The 20,047-nt window shown below is 69.6% G+C and carries 19 protein-coding genes; 13 read left to right on the plus strand and 6 right to left on the minus strand.

Annotation, left to right across the window (positions count from 1 at the left end; translation table 11 throughout):
- The first annotated feature begins 317 nt into the window (after positions 1-317).
- The 11 genes from ACFY3V_RS34685 to ACFY3V_RS34735 all read left to right on the plus strand — a co-directional run bounded on the left by ACFY3V_RS34685 (position 318) and on the right by ACFY3V_RS34735 (position 14,736).
- Complete coding sequence (locus ACFY3V_RS34685; protein ID WP_389779370.1) at positions 318-1,892, plus strand: class I adenylate-forming enzyme family protein; 1,575 nt, start codon at positions 318-320, stop codon at positions 1,890-1,892.
- Between the two features lie 71 nt (positions 1,893-1,963).
- On the plus strand, positions 1,964-3,532 hold the full coding sequence (locus ACFY3V_RS34690; protein WP_362921640.1) for an NAD(P)-binding domain-containing protein: 1,569 nt from the start codon (positions 1,964-1,966) through the stop codon (positions 3,530-3,532).
- Positions 3,529-4,809, plus strand: coding sequence for an alpha-hydroxy acid oxidase (locus ACFY3V_RS34695; protein ID WP_389779373.1), 1,281 nt, complete (start codon positions 3,529-3,531; stop codon positions 4,807-4,809). The genes ACFY3V_RS34690 and ACFY3V_RS34695 overlap by 4 nt, the downstream gene beginning before the upstream one ends.
- Entirely contained in the window at positions 4,800-6,359 is a 1,560-nt protein-coding gene (locus ACFY3V_RS34700) for a cytochrome P450 (protein WP_389779375.1), read from the plus strand. Before ACFY3V_RS34695 ends, ACFY3V_RS34700 begins: the two co-directional genes overlap by 10 nt.
- A gap of 28 nt (positions 6,360-6,387) precedes the next feature.
- A complete protein-coding gene (locus ACFY3V_RS34705) occupies positions 6,388-7,728 on the plus strand; it encodes a cation:proton antiporter (protein ID WP_362906387.1) in 1,341 nt (446 codons plus the stop codon).
- 151 nt (positions 7,729-7,879) lie between these two features.
- The gene (locus ACFY3V_RS34710; RefSeq protein ID WP_350946354.1) at positions 7,880-8,569 is read left to right on the plus strand and encodes a response regulator transcription factor; all 690 of its coding nucleotides are present in this window, start codon (positions 7,880-7,882) and stop codon (positions 8,567-8,569) included.
- Positions 8,566-9,837 carry a HAMP domain-containing sensor histidine kinase gene (locus tag ACFY3V_RS34715; protein ID WP_362906384.1) on the plus strand — a complete coding sequence of 424 codons (1,272 nt, stop codon included), beginning with the start codon at positions 8,566-8,568 and terminating at the stop codon, positions 9,835-9,837. The genes ACFY3V_RS34710 and ACFY3V_RS34715 overlap by 4 nt, the downstream gene beginning before the upstream one ends.
- 20 nt (positions 9,838-9,857) lie before the next feature.
- Positions 9,858-10,595 (plus strand): sulfite exporter TauE/SafE family protein, encoded by a 738-nt coding sequence (locus ACFY3V_RS34720; RefSeq protein ID WP_362906382.1) that lies wholly within the window; start codon positions 9,858-9,860, stop codon positions 10,593-10,595.
- Positions 10,596-10,747: 152 nt separating this feature from the next.
- Positions 10,748-11,095, plus strand: a complete 348-nt coding sequence (locus ACFY3V_RS34725) for a bifunctional 3-phenylpropionate/cinnamic acid dioxygenase ferredoxin subunit (RefSeq protein WP_362906380.1) — start codon at positions 10,748-10,750, stop codon at positions 11,093-11,095.
- Between the two features lie 136 nt (positions 11,096-11,231).
- Positions 11,232-12,383, plus strand: coding sequence for an aromatic ring-hydroxylating dioxygenase subunit alpha (locus ACFY3V_RS34730; protein WP_350946350.1), 1,152 nt, complete (start codon positions 11,232-11,234; stop codon positions 12,381-12,383).
- A gap of 40 nt (positions 12,384-12,423) precedes the next feature.
- Positions 12,424-14,736 carry an FdhF/YdeP family oxidoreductase gene (locus tag ACFY3V_RS34735; RefSeq protein WP_389779379.1) on the plus strand — a complete coding sequence of 771 codons (2,313 nt, stop codon included), beginning with the start codon at positions 12,424-12,426 and terminating at the stop codon, positions 14,734-14,736.
- A 9-nt stretch (positions 14,737-14,745) separates the two neighbouring features.
- On the opposite strand, the gene ACFY3V_RS34740 is transcribed toward ACFY3V_RS34735, so the two are convergent.
- The 5 genes from ACFY3V_RS34740 to ACFY3V_RS34760 all read right to left on the minus strand — a co-directional run bounded on the left by ACFY3V_RS34740 (position 14,746) and on the right by ACFY3V_RS34760 (position 17,632).
- Complete coding sequence (locus ACFY3V_RS34740) at positions 14,746-14,964, minus strand: DUF397 domain-containing protein (RefSeq protein WP_389779381.1); 219 nt, start codon at positions 14,962-14,964, stop codon at positions 14,746-14,748.
- Positions 14,965-15,063: 99 nt separating this feature from the next.
- On the minus strand, positions 15,064-16,206 hold the full coding sequence (locus tag ACFY3V_RS34745; RefSeq protein ID WP_389779383.1) for an AAA family ATPase: 1,143 nt from the start codon (positions 16,204-16,206) through the stop codon (positions 15,064-15,066).
- Positions 16,207-16,327: 121 nt separating this feature from the next.
- Positions 16,328-16,546 (minus strand): DUF397 domain-containing protein, encoded by a 219-nt coding sequence (locus ACFY3V_RS34750; RefSeq protein ID WP_389779385.1) that lies wholly within the window; start codon positions 16,544-16,546, stop codon positions 16,328-16,330.
- A 73-nt stretch (positions 16,547-16,619) separates the two neighbouring features.
- Positions 16,620-16,838, minus strand: coding sequence for a DUF397 domain-containing protein (locus tag ACFY3V_RS34755; protein WP_389779387.1), 219 nt, complete (start codon positions 16,836-16,838; stop codon positions 16,620-16,622).
- Positions 16,829-17,632 (minus strand): helix-turn-helix domain-containing protein, encoded by an 804-nt coding sequence (locus tag ACFY3V_RS34760; protein WP_389779389.1) that lies wholly within the window; start codon positions 17,630-17,632, stop codon positions 16,829-16,831. Before ACFY3V_RS34760 ends, ACFY3V_RS34755 begins: the two co-directional genes overlap by 10 nt.
- Before the next feature lie 109 nt (positions 17,633-17,741).
- On the opposite strand from ACFY3V_RS34760, the gene ACFY3V_RS34765 reads away from it, so the two are divergent.
- Positions 17,742-18,203, plus strand: a complete 462-nt coding sequence (locus ACFY3V_RS34765; protein WP_389779391.1) for an ATP-binding protein — start codon at positions 17,742-17,744, stop codon at positions 18,201-18,203.
- Positions 18,204-18,267: 64 nt separating this feature from the next.
- Here ACFY3V_RS34765 and ACFY3V_RS34770 read toward each other — a convergent pair whose 3' ends face one another.
- Positions 18,268-18,882: a TetR/AcrR family transcriptional regulator gene (locus ACFY3V_RS34770; protein ID WP_389779393.1), complete on the minus strand. Its 615-nt coding sequence runs from the start codon at positions 18,880-18,882 to the stop codon at positions 18,268-18,270.
- A gap of 86 nt (positions 18,883-18,968) precedes the next feature.
- Between ACFY3V_RS34770 and ACFY3V_RS34775 the strand changes: the two genes are divergently transcribed.
- On the plus strand, positions 18,969-19,985 hold the full coding sequence (locus tag ACFY3V_RS34775; RefSeq protein ID WP_389779395.1) for a hypothetical protein: 1,017 nt from the start codon (positions 18,969-18,971) through the stop codon (positions 19,983-19,985).
- Positions 19,986-20,047 lie beyond the last annotated feature (62 nt).

Below are 20,047 nucleotides of genomic sequence, written 5' to 3' on the forward strand. Positions count from 1 at the left end.
GACCGGAGACCGGAGACCGGAGACCGGAGACCGGAGACCGGAGACCGGAGACCGGAGACCGGAGACCGGAGACCGGAGACCGGAGACCGGAGACCGGCGGGCGAGGGCTCTGATGATTCTCTGATCTGCGCTGTCTAGCTTCGTGATGGGCGGCATGCCGACCGTACGACGGCATGCCGCCTCAGGGGGCGGAAAGCCACCGCAGGGACCCACGAGGGTCCGGGAAACGCCCCCGGAAGAACCCCGGCGAAGATCCCGGAGAGATCCGGAATCGAGAAGACGCCGCGGTGACCCGCGTGAGACCAGAGGAGCCGAGCATGAGTGTTCCCGCCGAGCCGCCGTTCCCGTACCCCCTTCTCGAAGCGCTGCGGAACTCGCCCGGCGCCCCGGCCTTCGAGCAGGGGGACAGGATCGTCTCGCGAGGTGAGCTGCTGGAGATCATCCGGCGGCTGGCGGGGGCGATGCTCGATGCCGGGCTGGGGCCAGGCAAGGCCGTCGCCGTCAGCACGGGCGTCACCCCCGAGGCGTTCGCCGCCCACATCGCCGCCTACACCCTGGGCTGCCGGGTGGTGGGAGTCCGGCCCGGTTACCCGGCGGCCCAGCTCGCCCATGTGCTCGGGATGGGAGTCGACGCCCTCCTCGTCGACCGGTCCACCGTGACGCCGGATCTGCTCGGGGCCGCGGGCTCCATCACGTTGCTCTCGCTCGGGCCGTGCCCCGCGCCGGGCGGGCGCTCTCCCCTTGCGGCGATCGACCTGCTCGCCGACACCGGCGCCGACGAGAAGCGGCCCCTCGTCGCCGCGGCGCGTCCGGACGACGTGGCCGCCCTGAGCTTCACCAGCGGCAGCACCGGCCGCCCCAAAGGCTGCGCGATCACCTACCGCGCGCTCGGCGAGCACTGGTCGTGGCAGCCCCGCGTGTGGTCCCCGCTCACGAACGAGCTCGCGGGAGCCTTCGAGCGCTACCTGCTGTTCGGCACCATTTCCAGCATGGTGGTCCTGGACTTCCTGGGATTGTGCCTGCTGGGCGGGGGCACCGCGGTGATCCCCGAGGACGACGGCAAACCCCTGTTCCCGTACGCGATCGAACGCCACCGGATCACCGGCTCCATCATCACCGTGCCCCGGCTGTACCAGATGCTCGACCTGCTCAGGGACGAGCCGGTCGACGTCGGCTCCCTGCGCGCGCTGATGGTGGCCGGATCACCGATCGGCCCCGGGCGGCTGGCGGAGGCGCTGGACCGGCTCGGGCCCGTGGTCTACCAGGGGTACGGGCAGACCGAGGTGGGCCTGATCTCGGTGCTCACTCCCGCTGACGTCGCCGCGTTCCCTGCCCACGCCCTGCCCTCGGTCGGCCGACCGTACTCGGGTGTCGAGATCAGCGTGCGCGACGAGGAAGACCGTGAGGTGGCCGCGGGGCGCACCGGTGAGATCTACGTGCGCACCCCGTACCTGATGTCGGGTTACTGGGAGGATCCGAAGGAGACCGAAGACACCCTGCGGGACGGCTGGGTGCGCACCCGGGACCTCGGCAATCTGGACGAGAGGGGTTTCCTGCACCTCGTCGGCCGCACCCGCGACGTGATCCTGGTCAACGCGATGGTGGTGTACGCGGGGCCCATCGAGCGGGTGCTGGCCGGCCACCCCGACGTCGCCGAGGCGTACGTGGCCGGGGCCCCGGACGAGGTGACGGGAGAGGCGGTCCACGCGTTCATCGTGCCGGCCGAGGGCCGGGTCCCCGACTGCGACGCGCTGGCCGCGCTGGTGGGCGACGAACTCGGCGAGAACAGCGTCCCCTGGACGATCACGACGCTGTCCTCCGTCCCGGTCGCCGCGAGCGGCAAGCCCGACAAGCGCGCGCTGCTGGACCTGCTCGACCGGCGGGCTCTCTGATCCTTCTCTGAGAATTGCCCGCCAACACTGATGGCGTCCGTTCGACCAGATCGCTGTGACGGAGGTTGTACGTGCCGGACAATGCCCTGGACTACGTGGTGATCGGTGCAGGACCCGCGGGGCTGCAGCTGGGATACCTTCTCGCCAAGGCGGGACGGAACTATCTGATCCTGGAGGCGGGCCCCACGCCGGGCACGTTCTTCCAGACCTTCCCGCGCCACCGCCAGCTCATCTCGATCAACAAGAAGTACACCGGTTCCGACGATCCCGAGCTCAACCTCCGGATGGACTGGAACTCGCTGCTGTCGGACGACCCCGGCCTGCTGTTCACCCGCTACAGCGACCGCTACTTCCCGCACGCCGACGACATGGTCCGCTATCTCGCCGACTTCGCCGCCGCCTGCGACCTGCGCGTCACCTACGACGCCCGCGTCACCCAGGTCACCCGCGCCTCCGGCAACGGCCACTTCCTGGTGACCGACGAGCGCGGCCGGACCTACGAGGCCAGACGGCTGGTCGTCGCGACCGGGGTCAGCCGGTCCAACATCCCGCCGATACCGGGCATCGAGACGGCCGAACCCTACGGCACCGTCTCCACCGACCCGTCCGAATACATAAACCAGCGGGTGCTCGTCATCGGCAAGGGCAACTCGGCGTTCGAGACGGCCGACAGCCTGGTCGAGACGGCCGCGGTGATCCACGTCTCCGGGCCGAACTCCGTCCGGATGGCGTGGCGCACCCATTTCGTCGGGAACCTGCGCGCGGTCAACAACAACTTCCTCGACACCTACCAGCTCAAGTCCCAGAACGCGCTGCTGGACGGTGACGTCAAGCGGATCGAGCGCCAGGCCGACGGCTCGTACCTGGTGACGGTGAGTTTCGTCCGCGCCGACGAGGTCACCAAGGACATCCCGTACGACAGGGTCATCGTCTGCACCGGCTTCCGGATCGACGCCTCGATCTTCTCCGACGAGTGCCGCCCGGACCTGATGATCAACGACAGGTTTCCCGCGCTCACCCCCTCCTACGAGTCGGTCAACGTGCCCGACCTCTACTTCGCGGGGACCCTGACGCAGTCCCGCGACTTCAAGCGCGGCACCAGCGGGTTCATCCACGGCTTCCGGTACGGCACCCGGGCACTGCACCGCGTCCTGGAGAACAGGTACCACGATGCCCCGTGGCCCGGCCGTGAGCTCCCGGCCGAGCCGGAGGCGCTCGCGGAGGCGGTGCTCGAACGGGTCAACCGCAGTTCGGCGCTGTGGCAGCAGTTCGGGCTGCTGGGCGACGTCATCGTCCTCGACGGCCAGGGCGGGGCGCGCTACATGGAGGAGCTGCCGGTCGACCTGGAGGGTCCGCCGATCGGCGACGGCGGCCACTTCACGATCACCTTGGAGTACGGGCCCGAGCACGACAAGGTCGATCCGTTCGACATCGCGGTGGGCCGGATCCGGCAGAACGACGCCGAGCGCGCCGCCGAGGGGCACTATCTGCACCCGGTCGTGCGCCACCATCGGGCCGGCGCGCCGCCGGCCGTCCACCACGTCACCGAGAACCTGGAGAACGAGTGGACCTCCAGGGAGGTCCATGTCGAACCGCTCCGCGCGTTCTTCGCCCGCCAGACCGCCTCGGTACCGGCGTGACGAACGTGAGGACGCCGGACGTGGTCCCGCACCTGATGCACCTGATGGGCGTGGGGAGGAGGGACGTGGCGGATGATCCCTTCCCGCACGTGCCGGACGTGGTCCCGCACGCGGCGGACGCGAGGGCGCCGGACGTGGCGGATGAGCGCCTCCCGCCCCTGGCGGACGGGAGCACACGGTCGACTGTGACCCCGACGACCCCGACGACCCCGACGGACCCGGCGGACCCGGCGGCCCCGTGGACCCCGCGCGAGTTCGAGGCCGCGGCCCGTGCGCGCCTCGCCCCCGAGCACTACGACTACTTCGCGGGCGGCGCGGGGGACGAGGTCACCGTACGGGCGAACGAGGCCGCGTTCGACAGGCTCTCCCTGGTGCCTCGGGTGCTGCGCGGCGCGGGGAGGCCCGGGACCGACGTCACCCTGCCCGGCGGCCGGGCGGCGATGCCCGTGCTGGTGGCGCCGACCGCGTTCCACCGGCTCGCCGACCCCGAGGGCGAGCGGGCCACCGCGCGGGCGGCGGCCCGCGCCGGGACGATCATGATCGTGAGCATGGCCTCCACCGTCGCCGTCGGAGAGGTGGCCGCGGCGGCGCCTGAGGCCACCCTGTGGTTCCAGCTCTACGTCCAGCCGGACATGGCCTTCACCGAGACGCTCGTGCGGCGCGCCGAGGCGGCCGGGTGCCGGGCGCTGGTCGTCACGGTGGACTCACCGGCCCGTGGCCTGCGGGACCGGGAGCGGCAGCACGGCTTCCACGACCTGCCGGAGGGGATGGCCTGCGAGAACCTGCGCGACGGCGGGCGGGTACGGCCGATCGTCATGTCGCCGGAGATCTCCTGGGAGCACATCGACCGGCTCAGGGAGATGACGGCGCTCCCGATCGTCCTCAAAGGGGTCGCGCACCCCGCCGACGCGCGCCTCGCGCTCGACCACGGGGTCTCGGGGCTGATGGTGTCCAACCACGGCGGCCGCCAGCTCGACACGATCCCGGCCGCCGTCGACCTGCTGCCCGAGATCGTGGCCACCGTCGGCGGGGCCGTCCCGGTGCTGATGGACGGAGGCGTACGGCGCGGCACCGACGTGCTGAAGGCGATGGCGCTGGGCGCCGGCGCGGTCGCGGTCGGCCGTCCGGTGATCTGGGGTCTGGCCGCGGACGGCGAGCGCGGCGTGACCCGCGTGCTCGACCTCCTCCGCTCGGAGGTGGAGCACGCGCTCACCCTGTGCGGCTGCGCGTCGGTCCACGACCTCGATCCGGGCATGGTGCGACGGTCATGCCGGTGACCGCGCCGGTCAGGGCGGCGGTGATCGCGGCCGGTGCCGTCGCCGTGCTGAGCCTGCCCCGATGGCTCCCGGCCAAGGTGGTGGCGTTGCGGACGCGGGTCTTCGCCCGGATCAACGGGAAGGAGGGGATCACCGTCCCCGGGGACCTGGTCGGCGTCGAGAGGTTCAGGGAGATCTACTCCCACCCGGCCGCGAACGGCCGCAGCAGGGGAGCCGCGCTGTCGGACCTGTTCTGGTACTGGCTCTCGCCCGGCGCCGAGCTGCACCAGGAACACCTCGAGGAGGGAGAGCGCTACGACGCGGTCGCCCGTGCCACGCGCGGCTTCCTCTCCGTGCCGCGCGTGGCGGCCGAGGAGCTCACCCGACGCTGCGTCGCCCGGACGCTGCGGGACGCGGGTGGACTGGTCCGGCTGCGCGACCTGATGATGCCGGTCTGGGCGGAGTTCTACTACGAACTCGTCTTCGGCGAGCCGTGCCCGCCGACGGCGCGCGACCTGATCGTGGCCAACGCGGACGACGTCGTCACCGCGCTCAAGTGCTGCGGGCTGCGGCACATGGACCGGCGCGACCGGCTGACCCGGTATCTCACCGGCCTGCTGCCCCGGGTGCGAGACCGGCTCCCCGCGGGGCTGTCTGCCAGGGAGCAGGCCCTCTATCTGCAGGGGACCTTCTTCAACACCGCGGTCGTCCAGATGTCGGAGGCGACGGCCCACCTGCTGATGGTCCTCGCCCAGCACCCGGAGATCCAGGCCGAGGTGCTCGCGGGCGACGATCGCCACCTCGACCGCGTCATCTCCGAGACGCTGCGGCGCTACCCGCTCTTCGGCGTCGCCCACCGTGTCACCACCGGCGACATCTCCCTCGACGAGCGCACGACGATCCCGACCGGCTCGGTACTGTGCTTCGACTATCCCGCCTTCCACCGCGAGGGCTTCTCCGATCCCGATCGTTTCGACCCCGGCCGTTTCGCCACGGACCGCTCGCACGCGAACTACTCGCACCTGGACCGCTCAGGCCAGGCCCCTCCGGAACCGGACCGCCCGAGCCGAGGCGTTCAGCCGGACCGCTCGGGGCGGGGCGACCGGCCGGGCCACTCGGACGGGAGCGGCCCCGCCCCGGACCGCCCGGCCCCCGGCTGTCCCGTCTCGGGCCGTGCTCGCCCGGACCGGCCCGCGGTCCGGGAGCTCAACCACATCCCGTTCGGCATCGCCGCGAACCGTCCCTGCCCCGCCTGGCGGCTGGCGCCGATCACCATGCGGGTCGCGGTGCGGGAGGTCCTGCGCGCGTACGCCCTCGACACCTCCGCCTCCCACACCCGCTCGATGCCCAACCGGGGACCGTGCCTGCTCGTTCCGAGGGGCGCCCGAAGGGGGGCGGCCCATCGGGCGACGCTGGTGTTCGTGCGGTTCCGCGACCGCTGGGAGGACGTCTGGCGCAGCCTGGTGCAACTCGTCCTCGGCACCTACATGGTCTGGGACGCGCGCGAGCAACGGCTGTGTGAGCGCCACTTCGCGGAGGCCGACCGCCTGGCCGCCGCAGAGAGCAGATGATCACCCGGACCACGAGCGGAGAAACGGTATGCCCACCCTGGCACAGGTCGCCGCCGGTGACCCGAACCTCGAACTGATCCTCAAGGTCCTGCCCGCGCTGGTCGTCATCCTGCTGGCCGCGGCGATATGCGGCCGGCTGGCGCTCATGATGATGCAGCCGCGCGTCCTCGGCGAGATGGTCGCCGGTGTCCTCCTCGGCCCGACGCTGTTCGGCCAGCTGTTTCCCGAGGCGCAGGCGGCCGTGTTCCCCGCCGAGGTCAGGCCGGTCCTGTACGTGTTGAGCACCATCGGGCTGACGCTGTACATGTTCCTGGTGGGGGCCGGGCTCGGGCACGGCGCGGAGGAGCCCGGTCAGGGCCGCCGGGCGGCGACGCTGGCGCTCGCCGGCATCGTCCCCGCCCTCATTCTCGGCTCCTGCGTCGGCCTGCTCCTGTGGGAGATGCTCTCGCGCCCCGACGTCAGCCGGTGGGAGTTCGCCCTGTTCGTCGGGGGAGCGCTCTCGCTGACCGCGTTCCCCATGCTGGCCAGGATCCTGTACGAGCGAGGGCTGGAGAACTCCCCCCTCGGAAGGCTCACCCTGGTGGCGGCCTCCATCGACGACGCCCTCGCCTGGTGCATCCTCGCCGTGCTGTCGGCGATGCACCTCAACGCGGGGACCGGCGACGCGGTGCGCACCATCGCCCTGGCGGCGCTGTTCGCGGTGGTGATGCTGAAGGTGGTCGCGCCGCTGCTGCGGCCCCTGGGCGAGGGCGTCGCGCGGACCGGAAGGATCGGCCCCGGCGCGATGTACGTCGTCGTCATCGTCCCTCTCACCGCGGGCTGGCTCACCGACTGGATCGGGGTCTACGCGGTCTTCGGCGGTTTCATCGCCGGGCTGGCGATGCCCCGCGACCCGGCGTTCCGCCAGGCGCTGCACGGCCGCATGATGGACGTCGTCTCGACGCTGCTGCTGCCGGTCTTCTTCGCCTTCTCCGGGCTGAACACCCATCTCGACGGCATCGCCGGCGGTCCCATGCTCCTGGCGTTCGCCGCGATCCTCGCCGCGGGTTTCTGCGGGAAGTACTTCGGCTGCTCATTGTCGATGAGGGCACTGGGATTCGGTTGGCGCGAGTCCTACGCGGTGGGGGCGCTCATGAACGCGCGAGGGCTGATGATCCTCATTTTCATCAACATCGGCCTGGCACAGGGCATGATCACCGAGGAGCTCTTCGCCATTCTCGTGCTGGTGGCCATCGTCACCACTGCGGGAGCCATGCCGCTGTACAAACTGGCACTGCCGGAGCGCCACGAACGCGCCCACGGATCCGTGCCCGCCGACCGGGATCCGCGCTCCTCGGAGGAACAGGTCGAGAAATCTCTTTCCTCGTGACCGTCCGAATAGCTCAGATGCGTTGAATGCCCCAAATGCATGATAAATATCGCTTTGTGATCATCTGAACACGCTGCGGACATTGTCATGTAAGTTTCAACAATTTCGGGAAAACTGGTAATTCAGTGGGAGGAATGTCTACGGTTGCTTCGTGGCTGCGACATCGGCGATATCCAGCCCGTCCGCTGGCCGGTTGCTCCTCGTCGAGGACGACCGCGAGCTCGGGTCCATGCTGTTCGGATTGTTCACCGAGCAGGGATACAGGGTCGACCTGGCCTTGGAGGGACAGCGTGGCCTGCACCTGGGCCTGAGCCGCCCCTACGACGTGATGGTCGTCGACCGGGGCCTGCCGGCGGTCGACGGCATCGAGTTGCTGACCCGGCTGCGACGGCGGGCCGTCACCGTGCCGGTGCTCGTGCTGAGCGCCTTCGGCACGGTCGCCGACCGGGTCACCGGGCTCGACGCGGGCGCCGAGGACTACCTGGTCAAACCGTTCGAGATCGAGGAGCTGCTGGCGAGGGTGCGGGCACTGCATCGCAGGAACCTCGACCACGCCAGGCTGCTGCCGCTCGGCGCGGGCTGGCTGGACCCCGAGTCCCACGTCGTGGAGCTGCCGACCGGTGGGCAGGTGACGCTGTCGGGGCAGGAGTGCCGGCTGCTGTGCGCGCTGGCGACCCGGCCGCGGCAGGTGCACACGCGCGCCTCGCTGCGCCATCGCGTCTTCGACGGCGCCCGGACGGAGTCGATCGTGGACACTTACGTCTACTATCTGCGCGCCAAGCTGGGGGCGGACGTCGTACGCACCGTGCGAGGTGTGGGATACCGCCTGGGCGGGCTGTGAGAAGGCGTCCGCCCCACGAGCCGGAGCGCCACCTGCTGGCCCGGGCCCGCCGCCGGATCACCGCGCAGGTGGCGGGCGCGATCTCCGTGATGCTGGTGCTCGTCGGATGGCTGGCGTACTGCGTCATCGTGAGCGACCAGGAGGACTCCGCGCGGCGTGACCTCACCGTCGCGGCCCAGCGCGCCCCCCTGTCGCAGCCCCCGCCCTGCGTCTGGCTGTTCGAACTGCGGGACGGCGCCGTGCTGAGCTCTCCCGGCGCACCGACGGTGCTGCCGGTGCGCACCGCGCTGCACCGGGTCGCGGCCGGAGGCGAGCCCCAGGTCGCCCAGGTCGAGCTCGCCGGGCAGTCCTATCTCATCCGCACCCAGCGGCGTGGTGACGTGACGGTCCAGGCGGCGATGGACCTTCGCTACCAGGCCGCCGAGCGGCGCCGGTTGCTGCGCACACTCGCCGTCGCCGAGCTCACCGGCCTGCTGGCCGCGTTGATGATCGGTCAGGTCGTCGCCCGAAGGGCTATCGCGCCGCTGGGCGAGGCCCTGGCCCGCCAGCGCCAATTTGCCGCGGACGTCAGCCACGAGCTGCGTACCCCGCTCACCCGCCTGCACATCCGCGCTCAGATCGTCGCCCGCGGGTTGCGGCGGGAGACCGACCCGCTCCTCGCCGCGGCCGAGGTCGACCAGCTGGTGAACGGCACCCGGCAGCTGGGCGACGTGGTCGAGGACCTGCTGCTGACGGCCCAGTTCGGGCAGCTGCGCAAGCCTTTCGGTCCGGTCGACCTCGCCGCGCTGGCCGAGGAGCTCGTCCTGGCCGAGACGGCCCGTGCCCAGGCGCGCGGCGTGACGATCGAGGTACGGTGCCAGGGGCCGGGCGGCCACGTCGTGCGCGGGGCGCAGTCCGCGCTGCGCAGGGTGATCTCCGCGCTCCTGGACAACGCGCTCACCCACACCCGGGCGGGCGGCCACATCTGGGTGGTCCTCTCCGGCGACCCGGAGACGGTCCGGCTCGACGTCCGCGACGACGGCGCGGGCCTCGACCCCCGCGACGCCGAACGTCTCTTCACCCGGTTCGTCGGCGGGTCCCGCAGCGGGGGCCTGGGTCTCGGCCTCGCCCTCGTCCGCGAGGTGGTGGACGGCCACGGCGGGACCGTCACCGCGGACGGGCACCCGGGAGCCGGGGCGGTGTTCACCGTCCTGCTCCCCGCGGACCCCGTACCGACCGACAAGGAGGTGGGGCTGGGGGGCCCGGGAACGTCGCGCGTGGGCGTGTGATTGGCTGTGACCCCGTGGACATGGCCGAGATGCTGGGACTGTTGGGCGCCGGGACGCTGGCCGGGGTGGTCGGCACGGTGGTGAGCCTGGCGTCGATCGTCTCCTACCCGGCGCTGCTCGCGTTCGGCCTGCCGCCGCTGGCCGCGAACGTCACGAACACGGTGGCGCTCACCTTCCACGGCGTGGGTGCGGCGCTCGGTTCGAGACCCGAGCTCGCCGGGCAGGGCGGCAGGGTCCTGCGGCTCGGCGTGATGACCCTGATCGGCGGGGCGGTGGGGTCGGCGCTGCTGCTGATGACCCCTTCCGACACGTTCGAGGCGATCGCACCGTGGCTGATCGCGGTCGCCTCGCTGCTGCTGGTCCGCCCGCCCAGAGCGGAGGGAGGCTTCGGGGACGAGAACGGATGGACGGCGCGCGCCGCGCTCTTCGCCGTCGCGGTCTACATCGGCTACTTCGGTGCCGCGGGCGGGATCCTCATGTTCGCGGTGCTCTCGGCCGTGCTCGACCAGGCGCCGGTCAGGGTCAACGCGATCAAGTCCGTCGTGTCCTCGCTGGCGAACGCGGTGGCCACGATCGGCTTCGCCCTCTTCGGCCCGGTGCAGTGGTCGGCGGTGGCGCCGCTCGCGCTGGGATTCTTCCTGGGCGGCCTGCTCGGGCCGCCGCTCGCCCGCCGCCTGCCCGGCCGCGCGCTCCGGCTCGGCACCGCCACCTGCGGCCTTATCGTCGCGATCAAACTCGGCCTCGACGCCTACGCGTGAGCCCTTCGTGTGACGGTGACGTGACGTGCCGGTCACCAGGGTGAACCCGGCCGCCGAAGCCCTGGGACGACCCTTGACATCGGGATTCCCTGAGGTCACGCTGTTGCGTATAGCGCTGCCTGTTCCGCCTTACGAAACCGGGGTTTGTTGCGATGATCCCTGCCTGTCCCCTCGCGGCTCTTCCACCGGGTGAGGCCCGCCGGCTCGACGTCGACCCGCCGATCGCCGTCTTCCACACCGAGGACGGCGAGATCTACGCCGTGGACGACACCTGCACCCACCAGGACGCCTCCCTGTCCGACGGGTGGCTGGAGGGCTGCGAGATCGAGTGCCCCCTGCACTCGTCGAGTTTCGACCTGCGGACGGGACGGCCGAACTCTCCTCCCGCCAAGCTGCCCCTGCGCACCCACCGGGTGGTGGTCGAGGACGACACCGTCTACGTCATCCCCTCCTCCGAGCCGCCGAACCTGCCGCCCGGCGTCCGCACGAGCACCGCGTAAAAGATCGCGCGAGAACGCGTAGGCCGGGGCGCCGCGTGAGAACGCGAGCACCGCGTAGGCGAGGGTGCCGCCCCGAGGGCCATGCAGAAAAAGCGAGCACCGTGAAGACGCGAGCACCGCGTGAAGAGGAGCGATCGTGACCGCGAGAAGCCTGCCCCCCAGCGTGATCGCCACCCTGCCGGGCGGCTACTACACCGACGAGAACATCTTCGCCGCAGAGCAGGCCCGCGTCTTCGAGACGATGTGGTTCTGCGTCGCCCGCGCGTCCGACCTCGGCAAACCCGGAGCCTTCAGGACCGTCCAGGTGGGCCGCGAGAGCGTCCTCGTCACCCGGGCCAGAGACGGCTCGATCCGGGCCTTCCTCAACGTGTGCCGCCACCGGGGCGCCCGGATACGCACCGAGGAGTCCGGCGAGGTCAAACGGTCCTTCCAGTGCCCGTACCACGCGTGGACCTACGACCTCGACGGCAAGCTGATCGCCGCGCCGAACCTCACCAGGATGCCCGACATCGACCGGGTGGAGTACGGACTGATCAATGTGCACGTGCGCGAGTGGATCGGGTACGTGTGGGTGTGCCTGGCCGACGAGCCGCCGTCGTTCGAGGCGGACGTGATCGCCGAGGCGACGCACCGGCTGGGCGACGAGAGATCCATCGAGAACTACGACATCGCCAACCTCCGGGTGGGCCGCAGGATCGTCTACGACGTGAAGGCGAACTGGAAGCTCATCGTCGAGAACTTCATGGAGTGCTACCACTGCGCCACCATCCACCCCGAGCTCACCGAGGTGCTGCCGGAGTTCGCCGACGGATACGCGGCGCAGTCCTTCGTCGGGCACGGCGCCGAGTTCGGCGAGGAGATCCGGGGGTTCACCGTCGACGGCTCCGAGGGCGTCGACCGCATCCCGGGGATCGGCGAGGACCAGGACCGCCGCTACTACGCGATCACCATCAAACCGCAGGTCTTCGTCAACCTCGTGCCCGACCACGTGATCCTGCACCGGATGTTCCCGCTGGCGGCCGACCGGACGATCGTGGAGTGCGACTGGCTCTTCGTGGGCGACGTCGTGGACTCGGGCAGGGACCTGGGCCCGTCCGTCGAGCTCTTCCACCGCGTCAACGTGCAGGACTTCGAGGCCTGCGAGAGGTGCCAGCCCGCGATGAACTCCCGGGCGTACGCTCAAGGCGGGGTCCTGGTGCCCAGCGAGCACCACATCGGGGCCTTCCACGACTGGGTGCTCGACAGGCTGGGGACCCGGCCCGGCCAAGGGCCGGGCGAGCGCCTATAGTGCGCTTTGACGGGATGACCGGCCGGAAGGAGGCGCGAGGATGGCCAAAAAGGCTCCGCGCGACGACGTCAACGAGGACACCATCGAGGTCGGCCCGCCCAAGGAGTGGGCCGCCGGCATCCCCGGGGTGACCCGGTCACTGCGGGCCGCGAACGCCCAGATGGGCGTCGGCCGCACCCTGCGCACCCTCGCCGTGATCAACCAGAAGGACGGCTTCGACTGTCCCGGCTGCGCCTGGCCCGAGGGCGGGCACCGCAGCCCCGCCGAGTTCTGCGAGAACGGCGCCAAGGCGGTCGCCGAGGAGGCCACCGTCCGCAGGGTCACCCGCGACTTCTTCGCCAGGCACACCGTGGACGACCTGGCCAGGCACACCGACTACTGGCTCGGCCAGCAGGGACGGCTCACCGAGCCGATGCACCGCCCCGAGGGCTCCGACCACTACGTGCCGGTGACCTGGGACGACGCGTTCGCCATCATCGCCCGCGAGCTGCGCGCCCTCGACAACCCCGACGAGGCGCTCTTCTACACCTCGGGCCGCACCTCCAACGAGGCCGCGTTCGCCTACCAGCTCCTGGTGCGCAGGTTCGGCACCAACAACCTGCCCGACTGCTCCAACATGTGCCACGAGTCCAGCGGCTCGGCGCTCAACGAGACCCTCGGCATCGGCAAGGGCACGGTCTCGCTGGAGGACCTGCACCGGGCCGACCTCGTCTTCGTGGTCGGCCAGAACCCCGGCACCAACCACCCGCGCATGCTGTCGGCGCTGGAGCGGGCCAAGCGCGGCGGCGCCAGGATCATCGCGGTCAACCCGCTGCCCGAGGCCGGGCTGATCCGCTTCAAGAACCCGCAGCGGGCCTCCGGGCTGGTGGGCAAGGGCACCACGCTGGCCGACCGGTTCCTGCAGATCCGCCTCAACGGCGACCTCGCGCTCTTCCAGGCGATGTCGCTGCTCCTGCTCGAAGCCGAGGACGCCGCCCCCGGCACCGTGGTCGACCGCGACTTCGTCGACACCCACACCCACGGCTTCGACAAGTGGGCCGAGGACCTGCGCTCCCTGGACTGGGCCGAGGTCGAGGAGGCGACCGGGCTGGACCGCCCGGCCGTCGAGGACGCCGTACGGGAGGTGCTCGGCGCGAAGTCGGTCATCGTCTGCTGGGCGATGGGGCTCACCCAGCACAAGAACTCCGTCGCCACCATCAGGGAGGTCGTCAACTTCCTGCTGCTGCGCGGCAACGTGGGCCGCCCGGGAGCGGGCGTGTGCCCGGTCCGGGGCCACTCCAACGTCCAGGGCGACCGCACCATGGGCATCAACGAGAGACCTCCGGCGTGGTTCCTCGACGCCCTGCGCGACGAGTTCGGCTTCGAGCCGCCCCGCGAACACGGCTTCGACACCGTGGAGGCGATCCGTGCCCTGCGGTCGGAACAGGCGAAGGTCTTCGTCGCGATGGGCGGCAACTTCGTGGCCGCGACCCCCGACACGGCGGTGACCGAGGAGGCGATGCGCCGGGCCCGGCTCACCGTGCAGGTGTCGACCAAGCTCAACCGCTCCCACGCGGTGTGCGGGCGGGAGGCGCTCATCCTGCCCACCCTGGGACGCACCGAACGCGACGCCGCGCCCGACGGCGGCGCGGGCCGCTTCGTCACGGTCGAGGACTCCATGGGCCTCGTCCACGCCTCGCGGGGCAACCTGCCGCCCGCCTCCGGCGACCTGATCTCCGAGGTCGACATCGTCTGCCGCCTGGCGAAGGAACTGTTCGGCGCCGACCCGCAGGTGCCCTGGGAGCGGTTCGCGGCCGACTACGACGTGATCCGCGACCACATCTCCCGGGTGATCCCCGGATTCGAGGACTTCAACGCCCGCGCCCGCCTCCCGGACGGCTTCGTCCTGCCCAACGCGCCCCGCGACGAGCGCCGCTTCCCGACCGCGACGGGGAAGGCGAACTTCACCGTCAACCCCCTGGAGGTGCTGCGGGTCCCACCGGGGCGGCTGCTGCTGCAGACGGTCCGCAGCCACGACCAGTACAACACCACGATCTACGGCATGGACGACCGCTACCGTGGCATCCGCAACGGCCGCCGGGTCGTCTTCGTCCACGCCGACGACCTCGCCGAGCGGGGCCTGGCCGACGGCGACATGGTGGACCTGGTCAGCGAGTGGCCCGACGGCGAACGCAGGGCCGAGGCCTTCCGCGCCGTCGCCTACCCCACCGCCCGAGGCTGCTGCGCCGCCTACTTCCCCGAGACCAACGTCCTGGTGCCCCTGGACTCGGTCGCGGAGACCTCCAACACCCCCACCTCCAAGAGCGTCGTCATCAGACTCCTCCGCCGTTCCCCGTCCCCGGACGGCTCCTGACACATGACCTCAGCCGATGGTGAGCTGGTCGGCTTTCAGGTGATCGAGGAAGGTGGTCCATGTGGTGGGAGTGAGGAGGAGTTTGGGGCCGTCGGGGTCTTTGGAGTCGCGTACGGCGATCAGGTGGGGCTGGTTGGCGTTGTCTTCGAGCCTCGCGACCTCGACGCAGTCGCCGCCGTTGTCTCCTGAGAGGCTTGATTTGACCCACGTGGCGTTGCTCAGGTCCATTTTTCCGACACCGCTTTCTTGAGGGTTCACTTTGACGTAGGACACAGGTGATCGGTGCAACAACGAGTGGCGTCTTCTCGCAGTTGCTCGTACGAGCGATTACGACCTGCTGAGAGTTGAGACTGCCGGGATCATGGAGGAACCGTCCTCAGCCCATTCACAAACGATGAGTTCTTCCGGCTTGAGGCGGTCGGCGAGGGCCGGTGAATGTGTGGCGATGATGAACTGTGTTCTGTCGCTCGCCTCCCGGACTCGCTCGACGAGGATCTCCAACGCCTGCGGATGAAGGCCATGATCGATTTCTTCGACGCAGGTGAGCGCGGGCGGGCTGGGGTCGTAGAGCATCGCGAGAAGACCCAGCAGGCGGATCGTGCCGTAGGAGGCGGCGAGGAGTGAGGTGGGTTCGCGTAGCCCGCGCTCTCTGAGGACCACGACAACGGAACGAGCACCCCCGGACGGATAGTCGAAATCGAGTGCTTCGAGCTGGGGGAGCACCTCTATGGCGTCGGTCTGAAGCCGCTCCCATGCCTCTGCGTCGGTATCGCGCAGAGTCAGCAGGAACCTCGCCAGATTGGAAGCATCGTCCGCGATGGCCTCATATCCGCTCCGGGAAACGCGCGACGGCATGCGCGCACGGTGGACGTCGACGTCGAAGACACGGAAGGTGGTGAGGAAGTCGGCCAAGGCCACCACCTCCCTCCCACCGAAGTCCTCCGACAGGCGAGGCAGCGTGGACAGGCCGGTGCTGAACGGCTGGATTCCGACCTCCATTACCGCGCTGCGTGACTCGGATTCATCATCCGAGATCACCTCGTCGGCCCCGTACTGCGAACTCGTGGCTCGTCCGGCAGTCACCTCGATCCGGTTCCGCCACCCGCCGGCACGGCTGAGGTGAAAGATCTCCTCGCGCGCCGGAGGGCTACCGTTGATCTTCAAGCGGTACATGTCAAGCGGGCATCCGGAGGTTTCGGGCACGGACCAGTGCCCCTTCAACCCGATCTGAATATGGTCTGGCCGCAGGTCGCCACCCCGGAACACCAGCTCGTCAAAGCCTCCCCGATCCTCCAGCGCGGGTCCCAGATCGGTCCTGACGATGTCGGCCAAGAAGTCGAACACTCTCAGCACGTTCGTCTTACCCGCGCCGTTGGGCCCCACCAGCACGTTGACCGGTCCCAGCGGCAACGACACCTTCCGCAAGCTACGGAAGTTTTCCACTTCCAGCTCAACCAGCCGCCCAGCCATCAGCTTCACCTCTTCCTGCCCCGGTGCCCGCGAGAGGCGTCCGGCGAGCAGCTCTCCGAGCCTTACGGGATCATCTTGCCTGTTCCGGGCGGTCGGTGTTCCGACGATGGAGAGCGGCCCTTCAGTCGACGGTGAGCTTGTCGGTTTTGAGGTGGTTGAGGAAGGTGGTCCATGTGGTGGGGGTGAGGAGGAGTTTGGGGCCGTCTGGGTTTTTGGAGTCGCGTACGGCGATCAGGTGGGGGTGGTTGGTGGTGTCCTTGAGCCTCGCGACCTCGACGCAGTTTCCACCGTTGCTGCCGGTAAGGCTTGACTTTTTCCACTTGGCGTCACTCAGGTCCATTTTTCCCACATCGCTTTCTGGATGAGATCCCCAGAGCTGCCATCGCGAGGCGGACGCTGGCTGATGCATGGTCTCAGCCGATGGTGAGTTTGTCGGTTTTGAGGTGGTTGAGGAAGGTGGTCCATGTGGTGGGGGTGAGGAGGAGTTTGGGGCCGTCGGGGTCTTTGGAGTCGCGCAGGGCGATCAGGTGGGGGTGGTTGGTGGTGTCTTCGAGCCTCGCGACCTCGACGCAGTTTCCGCCGTTGTCTCCTGAGAGGCTTGATTTGACCCACGTGGCGTTGCTCAGGTCCATTTTTCCGACACCGCTTTCTGGATGAGATCGATAGACATGCTTATCGGTAGCGCTTCGCTCCGGATAGCCTCGAAACGCTCCACGGCAATGGTGACGTCTTCCGGGTCGCTCGTCGTGATGCCGCGAACTGCCGTCTCCGCATACAGTACGTTGTCCCCTCCTTTCAGTGTGGCAATTGCGAACCCACCCATCAAACCCGAGTGCATCCCCTGAGGAATCACCTGAACACTCAGTCGTGGACTGACCGCCGAGATGAGGTGCTCCAGTTGCTCTTTCATCACTTTGAGGTCGCCGATCGGGCGGTGGAGAACTGCTTCGTCCACCACGCAGCGGAGTGTTGGAGGCTGGGGGTCCTCCCGGGTGAGGACGCTTTGACGACCCAGGCGAGCTTCCACAGCCGTCTCGTCTCCGCGCAACAGGACCCGAGCGTACGCCTCGGTCTGGAGTAGGCCGGGAAAGACGAGCGGTTCATAGGCGCGTAGCGCGGTCGCCTCCTGCTCTTTGTCTCTCCACTCCCCAAACCAGGAGGGGAAGATCTGTCCTTTGCGCCAGTCGAGGAGGCGGGACAGGAGGCCGCCTGTTTCGAGGAGTTCGTCGCAGCGTTCGGCGAAATCCGGGCAGGACGGGATCTGGCCCGTCTCGATTCCGCTGATCAGGGACTCGCTGTAGTGGATCCGTTCGGCGAGCTGGCTCTGGGTGAGGCCCGCGGCCTTGCGGTGGTGGCGCAGCTCTCTGCCCCAGGTCGCCTGAGGCGTATAGAGATTGGAGATGATGCCCTCCTTGTCGGAGTTCAACAAAAGGCCGACGAACTCCAGCTCGCCGCCTTGGTAACCGTTCGACTACCAAGAGTAGCCACGTCTTGGCAGGCTGAACATACGAAATCCGAGACGGAGAGAGAAAATCATGGAAGAGGCCATCAAGGCGAGTGCGGCGCTGACCGAATATCGCTACGCGATGAATCCCGGACTTTCTCCGCTGGGGGAGAAGTGGATACCACGCGAACCGGCGAGTGTCGCGTCCGCCCGCCGGTTCGTGCGCGATGTCGCGACCGACTGGAAGGCGACCGGAGAAATTCCGGAAATCGCCGAACTCCTCGCCTCGGAACTCGTCACCAACGCGCTGGCCTACGGCTCGTCGGACGTTTCTCCCATGAGTCCTGTCCGTGTCACGGTCGGTAAGGAGAAGGAGTTGCTGACCGTGGACGTCTACGACGCCTGCATCGCGATCCCGCGCCTGAGGAGGGCCGACGACCTGGAGGTCTCGGGCCGTGGTCTCGCCATCGTCCAGGACCTCTCCCACAACTGGGGCTGGACCCTCAACCCGTACGGCAAGTCGGTTTGGTTCCAGTTGGCCGCCTGGCCGTAGGGCGGAAGCGAATCCGCTTCCGTACGTGCCGTTCGGCGGGGCTCTCGCCTGCCCACGCTGTGGACTACCGCGATGAACCGTCGGTCGCCGATCGGCCGGTCCTGGTGTCGATGCCGCCGACGATCAGGTCGGTGAGCGCGGCGACCGCGTCGGAGACGGTGGTCCGCCCTCGGTTCAGCTCCGCGGCGATCGCCTCGGCCGCGCCCAGCGCGCCGACGCAGCGCAGCCGAAGGGCCTCCGGGGTGAGGCCGGAGTACGGCAGCAACGCCGAGGCCATCAGGTCGGTGAAGCTGTCGAACATCTCGCGCTCGACCGCCTCCATCCGCGGGTTTCCCCGCAGTGCGGCGGAGACGGCGTTCCACTCCGGCATGTCGGTGGAGCACACGAAGTACGCGTCGCTCAGGACGCGCGCCGTCTCGCGGAGGGTGGGCTCGGCCTCCCGTAACGCCTGCTCCGACGCGGTCCTGTGGCGTTCGTCGAGCCGCTGGTAGAGCGCGAGCAGCAGGCCGGGGCGGGTGCCGAAGTGATCGTAGACGATCGGCCTGCTCACTCCGGCGGCTTCGGCGAGGGTGAGCAGGGTGAGGCCGTCGGCGCCCTGGTCGCGCACGATCGTCAGGGCGGTGTCGAGCAACTGCTCCCGCCTGGCCTGCTTGGACAGGCGGGTCGATACCGGGGCCATCGTCCTCCCTTGCGTTGCCGCCCAGTCTAGGCTACAAAGTGTAGGTTACAAAATGTAGGTTAATGAGGACGTGAGAGGAGAACGCGATGGAGCACGCGAAATCAATACTGATCATGGGAGGGTCCGGCCAAACGGGCGCGAGGATCGCGGCCATCCTGCGCCGGTGGTACCCGACGCTGCCGCTCACGATCGCGGGCCGCGACCTGGAGCGTGCGCGGCGTGTCGCCGACGACCTCGGCGACGCGACGGCGGTGACCGTCGATCTGCGCCGCGACGACCTCGGCCTCCCCGCAGGCCATGAGCACTCGGCGGTCGTCGCGGCACTGTGGGACAGCCACCTGAACGGACTGCGCTACGCCCAGGACCGAGGGCTGCCGTACGTCAGCCTCTCCAGCGGCCTGACGGACATCGCCCCCGAGGTCGTCGCGGGCGGGCAGCGGGCCGGCGCAGCGCCGGTCCTGCTGGCCAGCCACTGGTACGCCGGTCTCGTCGTCCTCGCGACGCTGGACCTCGCCGGGGAGTTCGGCCGGATCGACACCATCCGGGTCGGCGCCGTACTGGACGAACCGGACATCGGCGGGCCCGCGGCGGCGGCGGACATGGAACGCCTGACGGCCGCCACCTCGGCGGGTCTCGTCCGCCGCGACGGCGTCTTCAGCTGGGTCGACGGCTCCGACGCGCGGGTGGAGGTCTCCGGCGCCGACGGCGCCGTCCTGCCCGGCCAGATCACGGCCACCCTCGATGTTCCGAGCCTCGCCCTCGCGACGGGAGCGCCGAACGTCCGCTTCGCGTTCGCGGCCGGGGTGTCCGCCGAGGACAGGCGCCGAGGTGAGCCCGCCTCCAGCGTGGTCGGGATCGATCTCGAAGGAGAGGATCACCGGGGTGCACCGCTCAGGAGGAGACGCCACCTCCGCCACCCGGAAGGACAGCGCGACCTGACCGCGCTCGCCGTCGCCCTTGGCGTCGAACGACTGCTCGGCCTGCGCGGCGAAGCCGTGGCGCCGGGCCTGCACACCCCCGAGGCGTTGATCGATCCCGGCTACGCGGTCGAGCGGATGATAGAGATCGGCGCCACGTTCGCCGACGCCCCGGGGGATCGATGAACGGCTTCGGCGCGCCCCGCCTTATCGGGGGCCGGGTAACGGGGGAGCCCTTCCACCGGTGC

The organism is Streptosporangium sp. NPDC000095 (assembly GCF_042899335.1).
In the GTDB taxonomy this organism is placed as follows: Bacteria; Actinomycetota; Actinomycetes; order Streptosporangiales; family Streptosporangiaceae; genus Streptosporangium.